Source organism: Citrobacter amalonaticus (assembly GCF_018323885.1).
Lineage (GTDB): Bacteria > Pseudomonadota > Gammaproteobacteria > Enterobacterales > Enterobacteriaceae > Citrobacter_A > Citrobacter_A amalonaticus.
This window is the reverse complement of record NZ_AP024585.1, coordinates 4,045,526-4,062,233: the sequence shown is the minus strand read 5'-3', so window position 1 is coordinate 4,062,233 and position 16,708 is coordinate 4,045,526. Positions and strand designations below refer to the sequence as shown.

Annotated in this window: 14 protein-coding genes and 1 pseudogene; 5 read left to right on the top strand and 10 right to left on the bottom strand. The window is 53.5% G+C overall.

Features of this window, described 5'->3' with window-relative positions; all coding sequences use genetic code 11:
• Window positions 1–38 precede the first annotated feature (38 nt).
• From nrdG to treR, 5 genes are all read right to left on the bottom strand, one after another.
• Complete coding sequence (gene nrdG / locus KI228_RS19215) at window positions 39–503, bottom strand: anaerobic ribonucleoside-triphosphate reductase-activating protein (RefSeq protein WP_054177073.1); 465 nt, start codon at window positions 501–503, stop codon at window positions 39–41.
• A 259-nt stretch (window positions 504–762) separates the two neighbouring features.
• Entirely contained in the window at window positions 763–2,901 is a 2,139-nt protein-coding gene (gene nrdD, locus KI228_RS19210) for an anaerobic ribonucleoside-triphosphate reductase (protein WP_212807521.1), read from the bottom strand.
• 404 nt (window positions 2,902–3,305) lie between these two features.
• Window positions 3,306–4,964, bottom strand: coding sequence for an alpha,alpha-phosphotrehalase (gene treC / locus KI228_RS19205; RefSeq protein ID WP_061069572.1), 1,659 nt, complete (start codon window positions 4,962–4,964; stop codon window positions 3,306–3,308).
• Between the two features lie 47 nt (window positions 4,965–5,011).
• Window positions 5,012–6,430: a PTS trehalose transporter subunit IIBC gene (gene treB / locus KI228_RS19200; protein WP_061069573.1), complete on the bottom strand. Its 1,419-nt coding sequence runs from the start codon at window positions 6,428–6,430 to the stop codon at window positions 5,012–5,014.
• Between the two features lie 144 nt (window positions 6,431–6,574).
• A complete protein-coding gene (treR, locus tag KI228_RS19195) occupies window positions 6,575–7,522 on the bottom strand; it encodes a trehalose operon repressor TreR (RefSeq protein ID WP_042999232.1) in 948 nt (315 codons plus the stop codon).
• A 466-nt stretch (window positions 7,523–7,988) separates the two neighbouring features.
• Between treR and mgtA the strand changes: the two genes are divergently transcribed.
• From mgtA to KI228_RS19170, 5 genes are all read left to right on the top strand, one after another.
• Window positions 7,989–10,697 (top strand): magnesium-translocating P-type ATPase, encoded by a 2,709-nt coding sequence (gene mgtA, locus KI228_RS19190; RefSeq protein WP_141227655.1) that lies wholly within the window; start codon window positions 7,989–7,991, stop codon window positions 10,695–10,697.
• An 8-nt stretch (window positions 10,698–10,705) separates the two neighbouring features.
• On the top strand, window positions 10,706–10,870 hold the full coding sequence (locus KI228_RS19185) for a hypothetical protein (RefSeq protein WP_155985524.1): 165 nt from the start codon (window positions 10,706–10,708) through the stop codon (window positions 10,868–10,870).
• Between the two features lie 183 nt (window positions 10,871–11,053).
• Window positions 11,054–12,031, top strand: a complete 978-nt coding sequence (locus KI228_RS19180; RefSeq protein ID WP_042999234.1) for a TRAP transporter substrate-binding protein — start codon at window positions 11,054–11,056, stop codon at window positions 12,029–12,031.
• A 61-nt stretch (window positions 12,032–12,092) separates the two neighbouring features.
• Window positions 12,093–12,602: a TRAP transporter small permease gene (locus KI228_RS19175; RefSeq protein WP_042999235.1), complete on the top strand. Its 510-nt coding sequence runs from the start codon at window positions 12,093–12,095 to the stop codon at window positions 12,600–12,602.
• A 30-nt stretch (window positions 12,603–12,632) separates the two neighbouring features.
• Complete coding sequence (locus KI228_RS19170) at window positions 12,633–13,919, top strand: TRAP transporter large permease (RefSeq protein ID WP_042999236.1); 1,287 nt, start codon at window positions 12,633–12,635, stop codon at window positions 13,917–13,919.
• Window positions 13,920–13,971: 52 nt separating this feature from the next.
• Here KI228_RS19170 and ridA read toward each other — a convergent pair whose 3' ends face one another.
• From ridA to KI228_RS19145, 5 genes and pseudogenes are all read right to left on the bottom strand, one after another.
• Window positions 13,972–14,358: a 2-iminobutanoate/2-iminopropanoate deaminase gene (ridA, locus tag KI228_RS19165; RefSeq protein WP_042999238.1), complete on the bottom strand. Its 387-nt coding sequence runs from the start codon at window positions 14,356–14,358 to the stop codon at window positions 13,972–13,974.
• Between the two features lie 76 nt (window positions 14,359–14,434).
• Window positions 14,435–14,896 (bottom strand): aspartate carbamoyltransferase regulatory subunit, encoded by a 462-nt coding sequence (gene pyrI, locus KI228_RS19160; protein ID WP_042999239.1) that lies wholly within the window; start codon window positions 14,894–14,896, stop codon window positions 14,435–14,437.
• Window positions 14,897–14,910: 14 nt separating this feature from the next.
• The gene (gene pyrB / locus KI228_RS19155; RefSeq protein ID WP_042999240.1) at window positions 14,911–15,846 is read right to left on the bottom strand and encodes an aspartate carbamoyltransferase; all 936 of its coding nucleotides are present in this window, start codon (window positions 15,844–15,846) and stop codon (window positions 14,911–14,913) included.
• A 2-nt stretch (window positions 15,847–15,848) separates the two neighbouring features.
• Window positions 15,849–15,984 (bottom strand): annotated as a pseudogene (gene pyrL / locus KI228_RS19150) (pyr operon leader peptide).
• A 98-nt stretch (window positions 15,985–16,082) separates the two neighbouring features.
• A complete protein-coding gene (locus KI228_RS19145) occupies window positions 16,083–16,562 on the bottom strand; it encodes an arginine repressor (protein WP_043001817.1) in 480 nt (159 codons plus the stop codon).
• Window positions 16,563–16,708 lie beyond the last annotated feature (146 nt).

Below are 16,708 nucleotides of genomic sequence, written 5' to 3'. Positions count from 1 at the left end.
CAGGAAAGACGGAAAGCAGATGCTGTCCGCCATAGTGTTTACCGTAAATGATGGACAACCTGGTTGCTGCTGCCGCGCCAGATCAGCGCCGGGTCTTTCAGATCCTGCACAAATTTGCCGTCCACCAGCACGTTAATGAGGTCCACAACCTGCATTTGCGCGGCGTTGAGTTCATCCAGCTTATAGCCGGTCCACACCCAGATATCTTTACCTGCACATTCAGCACGAATGCGCTGCACCAGCTTCAGGATATCCGGTACGTTCTGCGGATGAAGCGGATCGCCGCCGGAAAGGGAGATCCCCTGGCGGTGGATCCGCGTATCGTTCAGATCGCGGATGATCTGGTCTTCCATTGCTTTCGTGAACGGCTGACCGGAGTTCAGCCGCCAGGTGCTTTTGTTATAGCAGCCGGGGCATTCGTGTACGCACCCTGAAACAAACAGGGTGCAGCGGGTACCGGGGCCGTTAACGATATCGACGGGATAATACTGGTGATAATTCATTTTTCCTCGTTGCATTTGGCGCTGTAGCTGTGTTGGCCGCTCTCACTCACCCGGGTCACTTACTGATGTAAGCTCCCCGGGATTCGTTCGTTTGCCGCCTTGCTACAACACCAACTGCTTAGAGGAAAACCACGACATTGGAACTGTAGTTAGCGGTAGTAGGCCGGATAAGGTGCTTGCACCGCCATCCGGCAACATTGTGATGCCTGATGGCGACGCGATGGCGTCTTATCAGGCCTACGGCCTTTGCAAACGGAAATTAACCGATCTGCCCATTCCCTAAATGTTTAACGCGACGCTTCACTTCTTCTTGTTTACCGGCGTTAAACGGACGTGCGTCCGGGCTGCCTAAATAACCGCAGACGCGGCGGGTTACCGACACGCGTGCCGCGTCGTGATTACCGCATTTCGGACAGGTGAAGCCTTTGCTGGTGCATTCGAACTCACCGGTAAAGCCGCACTCGTAGCATTCATCGATTGGCGTATTGGTGCCGTAATACGGCACATGCTGATAGCTGTAGTCCCAGACATCTTCCAGCGCTTTCAGGTTGTGCTGGATGTTCGGGTATTCGCCATAGCAAATGAAGCCACCGCTCGCCAACGGCGGGTAAGGCGCTTCAAAATCGATTTTGTCGTACGGGTTCACCTTCTTCTCCACATCGAGGTGGAAACTGTTGGTGTAGTATCCTTTATCGGTGACGCCCGGCACGACGCCAAACTCGGCGGTATCCAGACGGCAGAAGCGGTCACACAGGTTTTCACTCGGCGTGCTGTACAGGCTAAAGCCGTAGCCGGTCTCTTCTTTCCATTTATCGACGGCCTGACGCAGATGCTCAACAATGGCAACCGCTTTCGCGCGCAGCGCTTCGCTGTCGTAGACATGCGTATCACCAAACAGCGCGTTGATGGTTTCGTGGATACCAATGTAGCCCAGTGAAATCGATGCACGACCGTTTTTGAAGATTTCCGCGATATCATCATCGGCTTTCAGACGTACGCCGCAGGCGCCTTCCATATAGAGGATCGGCGCGACGCGAGCCTTAACGCCTTCCAGACGGGCAATACGGGTCATTAGCGCTTTACGCGCCAGCGTCAGACGATCGTCCAGCAGTTTCCAGAACGTCGGCTCATCACCACCTGCTTCCAGCGCGATACGCGGCAGGTTAAGGCTGATCACGCCGAGGTTGTTACGCCCATCGTGAACCTGTTCGCCTTTCTCGTTTTCCCACACGCCGAGGAAGCTGCGGCAGCCCATCGGGGTTTTGAACGAACCGGTGACTTTCACGACCTGATCGTAGTTCAGGATGTCCGGATACATGCGCTTGCTGGCACACTCCAGCGCCAGTTGTTTGATGTCGTAGTTCGGATCGCCAAATTTGTGGTTCAGGCCGTCACGAATCGCAAACACCAGTTTCGGGAACACGGCGGTTTTGCGATTTTTGCCCAGACCGGCGATACGGTTACGCAGAATGGACTGCTGAATCAGGCGCGATTCCCAACTGGTACCCAGGCCGAAACCAAAGGTCACAAATGGCGTCTGGCCGTTGGCGGTATGCAGCGTATTGACCTCATATTCCAGAGACTGGAAGGCGTCGTAGCACTCTTTCTCGGTACGGGAATGCGCGTAGCCGTCGGTATCCGGAATTTGCCACTCTTCCGCCGTCTTACGGTGCTTGTTAAAGCTGGCAGTCACGAATGGCGCCAGTACTTCATCAATACGGTTAATGGTGGTGCCGCCGTAAATATGGCTGGCGACCTGCGCGATGATTTGCGCGGTCACGGCGGTGGCGGTAGAGATGGATTTTGGCGGCTCGATTTCTGCGTTACCCATCTTAAAGCCCTGCGTCAGCATCCCTTTGAGATCGATAAGCATGCAGTTGAACATCGGGAAGAACGGGGAATAGTCAAGATCATGGTAGTGAATATCACCGCGCTCGTGCGCCTGTACCACATCACGCGGCAGCAGATGCTGACGGGCGTAGTGTTTGGCGACGATACCGGCCAGCAGGTCGCGCTGGGTCGGGATGACTTTACTGTCTTTATTGGCGTTTTCATTGAGCAACGCGGAATTGGTCTGTTCTACCAGGCCGCGAATTTCCTGGTTCAGACGACCGCGTTTCTCTCGCTGAATATCACGGTCATGGCGATATTCAATGTAGGCGCGCGCCAGCTGCTTGTAAGGGCCTGACATCAGTTGGTTTTCAACCGCCGTCTGGATCTCATTAATATCGACCTGGCTACGCGCGTCCATCTGACTGCTAACGACTTCTGCGACGGTGGCGCAGTAATCTGCGTCATCGACTCCCGCTGCTTTAGCTGCACGCAGAATGGCTTCTTTGATGCGCTCTGATTTAAACGGCACTTTACAGCCATCTCGTTTCATCACATGCGGTGTCATGATCACTCCATAATGTATAAGAACAGGTTATCCACAGAGGCTCGGGAGGCGTTGATATGGTTATTCATCTCTCTATCCAATCACTTCCCGCAATCCAGTCCCATGTTATCCACAAAGTCACCTTGACTGTGGACATCATTGTTGTTGTAAATGTAGTTGATTAATACAACATGTTGGGGCGGATTGCATTTTAAGTTCTATATATAGTGATTTGCATCAAGGATGTTTACGATTTTTTTGATGTAGCGCAAGGTAAAAAGCAGAGCGTACAGTTGGCGGGCGTTATAGCGATTGTAAATTGTGATATAGAAAAATCTGATTATTTATTCAACAAAAACAGTAAGCTAACGCGGGGCGACCTTTTTGCCCGGCATCGAGAGTTTGCCGGGCAAAATGTGTTCAGTTTATGACTTCTGCAACCACCAGATCGCTTCGAAAGGACGCAGCGTCATCGCCATTGGCAGTGGTGAAACTTCATCATAGTTGTGCATCAACACCTGCCAGTTACCCCGGTACGATTCCGGGAACCAGGCCTGACATTCACCGCTCAGATTGGCAATGACCAGCAGCCGCTGTCCTTGCCACTCGCGCTGATAACACCATACGTGTGGGCTGTCTGGTAACAGATCCTGATAGTCACCCCAGGTCAACACAGGTTCGGATTTACGCAGCGCAATCAGCCGTTGATAGGTATAAAACACCGACGAATTATCGCCGAGCGCGTTCTCCACGTTGATGTCCGCGTAGTTATCGCACAGGGAGATCCACGGTTCACCCTGGCTGAAACCCGCGTTCTTGCGGTTATTCCACTGCATTGGCGTACGGCTGTTGTCACGGGATTTACTGGCCAGGATTGCCAGCAGTTCATTGGCATCGCGACCCTCCGCCCGCAGCCCGGCAAACATGTTATGGCTTTCCACATCGCGGTAGTCGGTGATCCGGGTGAAGTGAGGATTGGTCATGCCGATCTCTTCCCCTTGATAGATGTACGGTGTGCCCTGCATACCGTGCAGCACCATCGCCAGCATTTTCGCGGCCGGCACCCGATATTCGCCTTCGTCACCAAAGCGCGACACAATGCGCGGCTGATCGTGGTTACACCAGAACAGCGCATTCCACGCGACGTTGTGCATTCCTTGCTGCCAGTGGCGGAACAGGGTCTTCAGTGCGACAAAATCGGGCTTCGCCAGCGTCCATTTCTCTCCATTGGGATAATCGACCTTCAGGTGATGAAAATTGAAGGTCATCGACAGTTCGCTACCGTCCAGCGCGGCGTAGCGCTGGCAATGTTCCAGCGTGGTGGAGGACATTTCACCGACCGTCATCAACTTGCGCGGCGTAAAGACGTCGCGGTTCATCTCATGCAAAAATTCATGCGCTCGCGGCCCATCGGTATAAAAACGGCGACCGTCGCCGTCCAGGTCATTGGGGAAGCGCTGATCTTTGGAGATCAGGTTGACGACGTCCAGGCGCAGGCCATCCACGCCGCGATCGGCCCAGAATTCGCAGACTTTTTTCAGCTCGGCGCGGACGGCAGGGTTTTCCCAGTTCAGGTCCGCCTGTTCCGGGGCGAAGAGGTGCAGATAATACTGTTCGCTCTGGGCATGCCATTGCCAGGCGTTGCCGCCAAACTTGGAGTGCCAGTTATTGGGCAGCGCATCAGGCGTGCCGTCGCGCCAGATGTAAAACTCGCGATACGGGCTGTCTTTGTCGAGCGCTTCACGAAACCAGGCGTGCTGCGTGGAGGTGTGGTTAAACACCATGTCGAGAATAATGCGGATGCCGCGTGCTTTTGCCTGGGCGACCAGTTCATCGAAGTCATCCAGCGTACCGTAAGCGGGATCGATAGCGGTGTAGTTAGCGACATCGTAGCCATTATCCACTTGCGGTGAGATATAGAACGGGGTCAGCCAGAGGGCATCTACGCCCAGTTTATGCAGGTAATCGAGGCGCTGAGTCACGCCGCGTAAATCGCCGGTGCCGCTGCCGGTCGTATCCTGAAAGCTTTTGGGATAGATCTGGTAGATGACGCCGTTTTGCCACCAGTGGGGAAGAGTATTCATAGTCAATTCCTGGTTATGCGAGGGGCGCAAGTGCGCCCCGAATAAAATCAGACAATTTGTAACGTGCCCTGACGGTATTTGCGCTGGTAAACCATAGAAGTCAGCACGATCGGGATGACAATGGCGATGGCTATCGCGACGGCGTAGACCTGCCAGTAAGTCGGTTGGATAGAAAGGATGCCCGGCAGGCCGCCAACGCCGATACCGTTCGCCATCACCCCGAACAGGCCGCAGAGCAGACCGGCGAGACCGGAGCCGATCATTGCGCAGAGCATCGGGAAGCGGTATTTCAGGTTGATACCGTACATTGCTGGTTCAGTGACCCCGAGATAAGCGGAGATCGCGGCAGGAACGGAGATCTCGCGTTCGTTCTGTTTACGGCTGGCGATAATAATGCCGACCACCGCAGACGCCTGCGCGATGTTGGAAAGGGCAATCAGCGGCCATACCGGCGTTCCTCCCATGCTCTGGATCATCTGCATGTCGATGGCGAGCGTGGTCTGGTGCACGCCGGTAATCACCAGTGGGGCGTACAGGAAGCCAAACAGCGCGGCACCAATCGGCGCGAAGCTGCCGGTCATCAGATGGCGAACCGCAAAGGCCACACCGTCGCCAATCAAGCGGCCAAACGGACCGATCAGCGCATGAGCGAGGAAGACCGCGAGGATCAATGAACACACCGGCACCACCACGAGATACAGATAATCCGGCACGATGCGTTTCAGGCGCGTTTCAATCACGCCCAGCGCCAGGCCAGCCAGCAGCGCCGGAATGACCTGCGCCTGATAGCCTACTTTCGCGATGGTGAACAGCCCGAAGTTCCATACTTCCGGTACCTGTTGCCCCAGCAGATACGCGTTCATCAACTGTGGCGATACCAGCGTAACGCCAAGCACGATGCCAAGGATCGGCGTACCGCCCATTTTTTTCACCGCCGACCAGCAGATGCCCACTGGCAGATAGAAAAAGATGGCTTCGCCAATCAGCCACAGGAAGTCATAAATCGTTTTCAGCGCCGGATACATCTGCGCCAGCGTCTGGCCGTTGCTCATTGGCAGGTCGCCAATGACGTTGCGGAAACCTAAGATCAAGCCTCCGCTAATCAGCGCCGGCAGTAGCGGGAAGAAGATTTCAGCGAAATGGGAGATGAGTTGTTCATGCCATTTCATGTTCTGACGAGCCGCTTTTTTCGCCTGCTCTTTATCGGCGTGCGACTGCCCGGTGGTGGCCAGCAGCGCCTTGTAATAATCGCCAACCTCGGTGCCAATCACCACCTGGAACTGACCGGCGTTGGTAAAGCAGCCTTTGACCATCGGTAAGGCTTCAATTTCTTTCGGTCTGGCGTTTGCTGGCTGATTCAGCACAAAGCGCAGGCGCGTAATACAGTGACTCACGGTGGCGATATTCTCTCGCCCGCCTACCAGCTCTATCAGCCGGTCAATATCCGCTTGTTTAACTTTGCTCATCATGAAGCCTCGTGGCGATGACAGTGAAAAAGGGGGTTATGCGATGGCCACAGAGTATATCCGGGATAAAAAATTAAAAATGGGAACGTTCCCGAAACGCAGCGAAGATCACAAATTATCGTTCAGAAAGCGATCAGCAATGCTTCAGGAAAGGGTGGAAGGAATGACGATCTGGCGCAGCTCGCTGCGTCCGTTGATCTGCTCGATCAACTGGGAAGCCGCCTGGCGTCCGGCTTCGGCATAACCGGGATCGACCGTGACGATCTCCGGATGCAGGAATTTCATCAGCGGCGTATTACCGACGCTCGCCAGTTGCAGATTATCGACCCGCTGTTCTTGCAAATACTTACTGGCACCGAGCGCGAGAGTATCCGTGGCACAGACCAGCGCGGTAGTGTCTGGTGTAATGACGCTCGCGGCATGCTCATAGCCTTGCTTCATCGCCAGACCCGGCAGGGCCGCGACGGGATGTAACTTATGTTGTTTGCAAAACGCGAGATAGGCGTCATGGCGGCGCTTCCCGGTGGTGACGTCGCTGTGCGGCACACCGAGAAAGCTGATGTGGCGATGCCCCTGATCGTACAGGCGTTGCATCAGGATTTTAATCGCCCCGTCGTCGTCGTAGCAGACGGAGGCAAAGCCTTTCGCATCACGAGCCAGCAGCACCAGCGATGCCTGCCACGGGGCGATCATCGTGTCCGTGATGCCGGTAAAACCGAACAGCACCACGCCGTCGATATTGCGGCGTTTCAGCATACCTAAGTGTTCTTCCACTTTTTCCGGGGAAAACTGACTTTCCATCATGATCGGATCGTAACCCTGCTCATAAAACACCGGCAGCATCGTCTGTACGGCAAGGTTTTCCGACAGGGAGTCGAGACGGGTCACAATGATGGCGACGACTTTATCGCTCTGGCCCCGCATGGCGCGGGCTGAACGGGAAGGAGAAAATCCGTGCTGATTCATCACGGCTTCGACACGCTCGCGAGTCCGTTCACTGACGCCGCTTTCGTTGTTCAGCACACGGGAAACGGTGGATTTCCCCACGCCGCTTAAGCGGGCGATGTCTTTGATAGTCAGCCGATTTTGCATCCTGTTTTCCCGTGGTACGCAACAAAAGATGATAAGAGGGTAACTTTACTTATAGAAACCACAATGGGCAAAGTCTGGTTTATACACGTCATCCTTCACGCTGCTTTTGCGTTGGCGTCGTTCATTTTCTGCCGGGATGCGAACTGAATGTTTTTGTGTATATGTTTTGTTTAATTGCCGGGGGTTATTATAACGCCATAAATGCCACAAATATTATGATCTACAACTTATTATCTGTGAGCTAACTCATTCAATTACCGGAGGCTTTATGGATCCCGATCCCACCCCTCTCCCGACCTGGAGAACACGCGCTTTCCGGTAAGCCTGCCTTTCGCTGTCTTACCGGTGATGTAAGACAGTGACGCATTAACGTCCCTGTTTAAAAATGATGTTACCTGTCAGGTAAGGTTTTGCCACGCCTGAAGGATATTTCTGCGCCTGTCTTATTGGCGCGGAGGGGCTTCCTATGTTTAAAAATATCACTCGCCAGCTGTTTGCCCGGCTTGGCCGCCATTTGCCCGATCGCCTGGTGCACCGCGATCCATTACCTAATGCACAGTCGATTGCCAGCACCCCGATACCTTCTTCACTGAGTGAACACTGCCTGAAAGTGGCCGTGATGGATGAAAAGACGCTATGGAAAACGTTTCATGCGCATCCGGAAGGACTCAATGTGGCAGAGGTGAACGCCGCCCGCGAACAACACGGTGAAAACCTTCTGCCGACCCAGAAACCGTCACCGTGGTGGAAGCATCTGTGGACCTGTTATCGCAACCCGTTCAATATGTTGCTGACTCTTCTGGGCGCGATCTCGTATGCCACGGAAGATCTGTTCGCCGCCGGGGTGATCGCTCTGATGGTGGTGATTTCCACGCTGCTTAACTTTGTCCAGGAAGCGCGCTCCACCAAAGCGGTAGACGCGCTGAAAGCGATGGTCAGCAACACCGCGACGGTGCTGCGGGTCATCAATGAGAAAGGGGAAAACGGCTGGGTGGAGCTGCCTGGCGATCAACTGGTGCCCGGCGACATCATCAAGCTGTCGGCGGGGGACATGATCCCGGCCGATCTGCGGGTGATTCAGGCGCGAGACCTGTTTGTTGCTCAGGCGTCATTAACCGGCGAATCGCTGCCAGTGGAGAAAGTGGCGCACACCCGCGACGCCAGCCAAAGCAACCCGCTTGAGCGCGATACCCTGTGCTTTATGGGCACTAACGTGGTGAGCGGCACGGCGCAGGCGATGGTTATCGCCACCGGCACCCATACCTGGTTTGGTCAACTGGCGGGGCGCGTCAGCGAACAGGAAAGCGAGCAAAACGCGTTCCAGAAGGGGATCAGTCGCGTCAGTATGCTGTTGATTCGCTTTATGCTGGTGATGGCGCCAGTGGTGCTGCTCATTAACGGTTATACCAAAGGTGACTGGTGGGAAGCGGCGCTGTTTGCGCTCTCCGTCGCCGTAGGCCTGACGCCGGAAATGCTGCCGATGATTGTTACTTCGACGCTGGCACGCGGCGCGGTGAAACTGTCGAAGCAAAAAGTGATCGTCAAACATCTGGATGCCATTCAGAACTTCGGCGCGATGGACGTTCTGTGCACCGATAAAACCGGCACGCTGACCCAGGATAAAATCGTGCTGGAGAATCATACGGATATCTCCGGTAAGCCCAGTGAACGCGTTCTGCACGCGGCATGGCTGAACAGCCATTACCAGACCGGACTGAAAAATCTGCTGGATACCGCCGTGCTGGAAGGTGTGGATGAAGGCGCTGCGCGCACGTTGTCTACCCGCTGGCAGAAAATTGATGAGATTCCGTTTGATTTTGAGCGCCGCCGGATGTCGGTGGTGGTGGCAGAAGAGACGGATGTGCATCAACTGGTGTGCAAAGGCGCGTTGCAGGAGATCGTCAGCGTCTGTACGCAAGTACGTCATAACGGCGAAATTGTGCCGCTGGATGACAACATGCTGCGTCGAGTGAAGCGCGTGACTGATACGCTGAACCGTCAGGGGCTGCGCGTGGTCGCCGTGGCGACCAAATACCTGCCAGCGCGGGAAGGGGATTACCAGCGTATTGATGAATCCGATCTGATCCTTGAAGGTTACATCGCCTTCCTCGATCCGCCGAAGGAAACGACCGCACCGGCGCTGAAAGCGCTGAAAGCCAGTGGCATTACCGTGAAGATCCTGACCGGCGACAGCGAACTGGTCGCCGCGAAGGTATGCCATGAGGTAGGTCTGGATGCCGGAGAGGTGATTGTCGGAAATGATATCGAAGACATGAGCGACGACGTGCTGGCCGCGTTGGCTCAGCATACAACGCTGTTCGCACGCCTGACGCCGATGCATAAAGAGCGGATCGTCCGCCTCCTCAGACGTGAAGGGCACGTGGTGGGCTTTATGGGCGATGGAATTAACGACGCGCCAGCGCTACGTGCGGCGGATATTGGCATTTCGGTGGATGGCGCGGTCGATATCGCCCGTGAAGCGGCCGATATTATTCTGCTGGAAAAGAGCCTGATGGTGCTGGAAGAAGGCGTAATTGAAGGGCGTCGTACGTTCTCCAATATGCTGAAGTATATCAAAATGACCGCCAGTTCTAACTTTGGTAACGTCTTTAGCGTGCTGGTGGCGAGCGCCTTTTTACCGTTCCTGCCCATGTTGCCGCTGCACTTGCTGATTCAGAACCTGCTGTACGATGTATCTCAGGTGGCGATCCCGTTTGATAACGTTGATGATGAGCAGATCCAGAAACCGCAGCGCTGGAATCCGGCGGATCTGGGCCGTTTTATGCTCTTTTTTGGCCCGATCAGCTCCATCTTCGACATTCTGACATTCTGCCTGATGTGGTGGGTATTCCACGCCAATGTGCCGGAAGCGCAAACGCTGTTCCAGTCTGGCTGGTTTGTGGTGGGGCTGCTGTCGCAAACGCTGATTGTGCATATGATTCGTACGCGCCGCGTGCCGTTTATTCAGAGTCGCGCTGCCTGGCCGCTGATGCTGATGACGCTGGTGGTAATGATTGTGGGAATTGCGCTACCGTTCTCACCGCTGGCAGGTTATCTGCAATTGCAGGCGTTACCGCTGAGTTATTTCCCCTGGTTAGTGGCGATTCTGGTGGGATATATGACGTTAACGCAATGGGTTAAAGGCTTCTATAGCCGCCGCTACGGCTGGCAGTAAACAAAATAATGGCTGCTTCGGCAGCCATTCTCTTTTTTATCGCGCAAGAATATATTCTTTCCCTTCGTCGTGTTTTATTTTTTTTGAAAAACCAAAGAGGTGTGGTCGATCACAATTTAAGCCCGCTTCATGACATCTTTTTTCCAGGAAAAAGACCTTCATTGCAAAAATGAAACAGCGTGCTAAAAAAAATTCCATCCATCGTCATTTTATGAACATAATCATCGTAATACTTTGTTACACCGACGAGTCTGCCTGGGCAATGTCATTCCTTACTGTCCCTTTTAATTAAGGCGGCCCTCTATCCTGCAAGTCGTTTGTATTAATGAAAATTATAAACCTCTGGAGATGGAAAAATGAAACTGACCAAAACCTTGTTAAACCTGTGCGTGGGGACTGCTTTAGTATTGGCAGCGCAGGCGGCGTCTGCGCAAACGCTGCGTGCGGCAGATGTCCATCCGGCGGATTATCCGAACGTAGTTGCTGTGAAGCATATGGGCGAAAAACTCAGCGCTGCGACCGACGGACGTCTGGATATTAAAACCTTCCCGGGCGGCGTACTGGGGGATGAAAAGCAGATGATTGAACAGGCGCAACTGGGTGCGATTGATATTATTCGCGTGTCGATGTCTCCGGTTGCTGCCATATTGCCTGAGATTAACGTCTTTACGCTGCCCTATATCTTCCGCGATGAAGATCACCTGCATAAGGTTCTGGATGGGGCAATTGGTCAGGAAATTGGTGACCGGCTGACCGCCAACAGCCAGTCCCGACTGGTGTTTCTCGGCTGGATGGATGCCGGAACGCGTAACCTGATTACCAAGGCTCCGGTGGTGAAACCGGAAGACCTGAAAGGGATGAAAATCCGTGTTCAGACCAGCCCGGTCTCGCTCGATACCTTAAAAGCGATGGGCGCGAATGCGATCGCTATGGGAACCAGTGAGGTGTTCAGCGGGATGCAGACCGGGGTTATTGATGGCACAGAAAATAACCCGCCGACCTTTGTCGCGCATAACTATCTGCCGGTCGCCAAAAATTACACCTGGAGTAAGCATTTCATTATTCCTGAACTGTTCCTGTTTTCAAAAGCCAAGTGGGACAAGCTGAAAAAAGAAGATCAGGAATTAATTATTAAACTGGCAAAAGAAGCGCAAATAGAACAACGCCAACTCTGGGAAGCCTATAATGCGAAATCACTGGAAACCATGAAAGCAAATGGGGTGAATTTCCATGACATCGATACGGATTATTTTTATAAAGCCACACAGCCCGTCCGGGATCAATACGGTAAAGACCACCAGGATTTGATCAAGCGAATTCAGGATGTGAAGTAATTCATCAGGCGGATGACGGAGGTCATCTGCCTGAATCGGTTATTCGTTCGAGGTGATGATTATGGGTGAAGGTTATTCATCGGTAATGGATGTGCTGTATCGAATTTCAATGTGGATTGCCGGGCTGGCTTTATTGGTGATGGTGGCGGTTATTCCCGTGGGGATATTCGCGCGCTACGTGATGAACAGCGCGCTGTCCTGGCCCGAGCCGATCGCCATATTGTGCATGGTGACGTTCACTTTTATTGGTGCGGCGGTCAGCTATCGTGCGGGTTCGCATATTGCGGTCAGCATGGTAACCGATCGTCTTGGTGAAATGGGGCGCCGGATCTGTTTTATCGGTGCCGATCTGATGTTGCTGGCGATCAGTATTTTTATTCTTTGGTACGGTTCGACGCTCTGTTATGAGTTGTGGCAACAACCCGTGGCAGAATTCCCAATTTTGACTGCCGGGGAAAACTATCTTCCGCTCCCTATCGGTTCGGCGATCATGCTGCTTTTCATCATCGAGAAGATCTGCCGTGGCGCTCAGTATCAACGTCCTGTGGTCATGCTGGGTTCAACCAGTTGATGACCGAACCGACTTCATAGGGGAAAGCAAATGGATGCATTTATTCTCGTTTTTACGCTCGGCATCATGCTGGCGATTGGGGTGCCGGTGGCGTACGCGGTGGGGATCAGCGCGATCGTCGGGGCGTGGTATATCGATATCCCGCTGGAAGCGGTGATGATCCAGTTGACCAACGGCGTGAACAAATTCTCATTGTTGGCGATCCCGTTCTTTATTCTGGCCGGGGCCATTATGGCGGAAGGGGGCATTGCGCGCCGGTTAGTCAACTTTGCCTATATCTTTGTTGGCTTCATTCGCGGTGGTCTGTCGCTGGTGAACATTGTCGCATCAACCTTTTTTGGCGCGATCTCAGGATCGTCGGTGGCGGATACCGCATCGATCGGTTCAGTGATGATCCCTGAAATGGATAAGAAAGGTTATCCGCGAGACTTTGCCGCAGCGGTCACCGCCAGCGGTTCCGTGCAGGCAATCCTGACGCCGCCCAGCCATAACTCGGTGATCTACTCGCTGGCGACGGGCGGTACGGTGTCGATTGCCGCGCTGTTTATTGCCGGGATCCTGCCTGGGCTATTGCTGAGTTTTACCCTGATGGTAATGTGCGTGGGCTTTGCGCATAAGCGCGGCTACCCGAAAGGGGAGCGCGTGCCGTTCCGACAGGCATTGAAGATCTTTCTCGATACGCTGTGGGGGCTGATGACGGTCGTCATCATTATGGGCGGGATCCTTTCCGGTATTTTTACCGCGACGGAATCGGCGGCGATCGCCTGCCTGTGGGCATTCTTTGTCACCATGTTTATCTATCGCGACTATAAGTGGTCCGAACTGCCGAAACTGATGTATCGCACTGTGAAGACCGTGACCATCGTGATGATCCTGATCGGTTTCGCTGCGGCGTTTGGCGCCATCATGACCTATATGCAACTGCCGATGCGCATTACCGAAGCGTTTACCAGTATCTCGGATAACAAGTATGTCATCCTGATGTGCATTAACATCATGCTACTGCTGATTGGTACGTTGATGGACATGGCGCCGCTAATCCTGATCCTGACCCCTGTGCTGCTGCCGGTCACCAACGCCCTCGGCATTGATCCGGTACATTTCGGGATGATTATGCTGGTGAACCTGGGGATTGGCCTGATCACACCGCCGGTAGGGTCGGTGCTGTTTGTTGCCAGTGCGGTGAGTAAACAGAAGATCGAGCAGGTGGTGAAGGCGATGCTACCGTTCTACGCGGTACTGTTCCTGGTGCTCTTGCTGGTGACCTATATTCCGGCGATTTCGCTGTTCCTGCCGAAATTCTTTGGCGTGATGTGATAGTGGTGCAGTAACGAAAATCCGGGCGGGTATGCCCGGATTTTTTTATCGCTTAACGACGAACGGCGATCGCTTCGATCTCGATCTTCACGTCTTTTGGCAGACGCGCGACTTCCACGCAGGAACGTGCCGGGAAGGTGGCGTTGTGCTCGGTGAAGAACGCTTCGTAAGTGGCGTTGACGGTCGCGAAATCGTTCAGATCTTTGACAAATACGGTTGTTTTCACGATGTCGCCTACTTTCAGGCCAGCGGCTTCAACGATAGCTTTCACGTTTTCCAGCGACTGACGCGCCTGCGCGGAGACGTCGTCCGACACGCTGCCGGTTTTCGGGTCAACCGGGATCTGACCGGAAGTGATGATCATGCTGCCCAGATCTACGCCCTGAACATATGGACCGATTGCTGCGGGTGCATTTTCCGTCGCGATAGTTTTGCTCATGATTTCTCCTGAAGTACAGCGGTTAATGAAATTTCTCTGGCATTATAGGGAGCCACGAATTTTTAACCAACTGCAATTAGTTGGCCAGCACCACATAATGAGAAAACTCTTTTTCGCAGTATTTGCATTTAAGTGCGATGTCATCCGCGCGTTTTTTCACTGAAAAACTGGAAGAAACCGGTTCAGCGTGGCTGATGCAGTTACTGTTCGGGCAGACCAGCACGCTGTCGATGTGGTCCGGCAGGCTTGGACGTGATTTACCCACCACGTCGTAGTTGTCGATACGGTTGACAGTGGCCTGTGGCGCATACAGTGACAGTTGATTAACCTGTTCGGCGGTCAGGAAGGTGTTCTCGATCTTAATCAGGTCTTTACGTCCCATTTCACCGGAAGGCAGATTAAGGCCGATAGTGATGCGCTGGTCGGTTTCGGTCAGCTTGAACAGAGTCAGCAATTTAAAGCCGATTTGCGCGGGAATATGGTCGATTACGGTGCCGCATTTGATCGCTTCAACCTGCAGTTTATTATCGTGTGTCATCTCGTTATCTCCCCTTACAGTGCCAAATCGCTAGTCAGAACCAGTGCCAGTAACGCCTGGCGCGCGAAAATCCCGTTGCCTGCCTGCTGGAAATACCAGGCGTGAGGCGTTTTATCCACGTCCGTGGCGATTTCATCTATACGCGGCAGCGGATGCAGTACCTTCATGTTTTCCCGTGCTCCCACCAGGTCGCTGGCGCGCAGGACAAACTGGGCCTTCACGTTGGCGTATTCTGAAGGGTCCAGACGCTCTTTCTGTACGCGGGTCATGTACAGAATATCCACCTCCGCCATCACCTCTTCGATAGAGGCGTGCAGGCTCCAGGCAATGCCTTTTTCGTCCAGCATATCAAGAATGTACTGCGGCATTGCCAGCGCATCCGGGGCGATGAAGTAGAAGCGGTTGCCATCAAACTTCGCCAGCGCCTGCGTCAGGGAATGCACGGTACGGCCATATTTCAGGTCGCCGACCATCGCCACATGCAGGTTGTTCAGACGCCCCTGCGTTTCCTGAATGGTGAACAGATCCAGCAGCGTTTGTGTCGGATGTTGATTTGAACCGTCACCCGCGTTCAGTACCGGCACCTTACCGGAGAATTCGGTCGCCAGACGCGCCGCGCCTTCCTGCGGGTGACGCATCACGATCGCATCAACATAGGTGCTGATCACCGAGATGGTATCTGCCAGCGTCTCACCTTTCTTACCCAGCGACGTGTTGGCGCTGTCGGAAAAGCCGACCACGCTGGCGCCCAGGCGGTGCATTGAGGTTTCAAACGACAGGCGGGTACGGGTCGAGGCTTCAAAGAAGCAACTGGCGATGACCTTGTGTTTGAGCAGCTCCGGTTGAGGGTTCGCTTTTAATTTCGCCGCCGTCGCCAGCACCAGATTGAGGTCGTCGCGACTGAGGTCGTTTATGGAAATGATGTGTTTTTGATATAGCGGGTTAGCCATGTTTATCTCCTGACGCCAGGGCAAAAAAAAAGCCCCTCATTTGAGGGGCTGGGAATAGGTGAGCAACGGAAAGAAAAACGGCAGGCCAGCGTCTGTTTTCAGACGCGGTAAGACAGAATGTCGTACACACTGGACCATACTTCCTCCCGGCAAATTGTCCGCGATTATACTCAGCTCCGTTTGTGGATCAAGCAAAAAATGCCGTTTTTATTCAACGCAAACGGTTTTAATGAATATTAATTCATTTTTAGTAAGTAGTTAATCTGTTTGTGGACAAGGCCAGTGCGCTGCACCACCCGTGGCGCAACCCAGACAATACTGCTACCCGCTACCACACCCAGGATTTCCGGCAGGGCATGATAATCGAGGATCCGGGCGACGGCGCGGCCATAGCCTGCCGCCGTATGGATAAGGATAAATTCGCTGTTATGCTCCACGCTCACCACCATTTCAGAAATGGAACGGGCGGCGTCGGGGGCTGGACGCAATTGCGGATTGACGGAATAAATTTTTTGTCCTTTCGTATTTCTAATTTTTATGACGCCAAGAATTTTCAGCAGGCGGGAAACCGTTGACTGGCTGATGGTTTCAAAGCCGTAGTTTTGCAGATCGCGGCGGATCTCCTCCTGTGAGAGATAGCTTTTTTCGCCAATCAGGCGCTGACAAACAGAGAGTTGTAGTTCTTCTTTTTCTGAAGCGGGTTGGTAAAGTTTCATCATCAGTTAGTCCAGTGTAATCAGCCGAAGATAACAACCAGTAGATCTGCCCAATGTTTCTATTTTTATTTGATGACGCACTAAGCAAATGTTCTCCATTTCAACCGGGATGTATTTGATCGGCTTATTGAAATTTGACTGGAGCG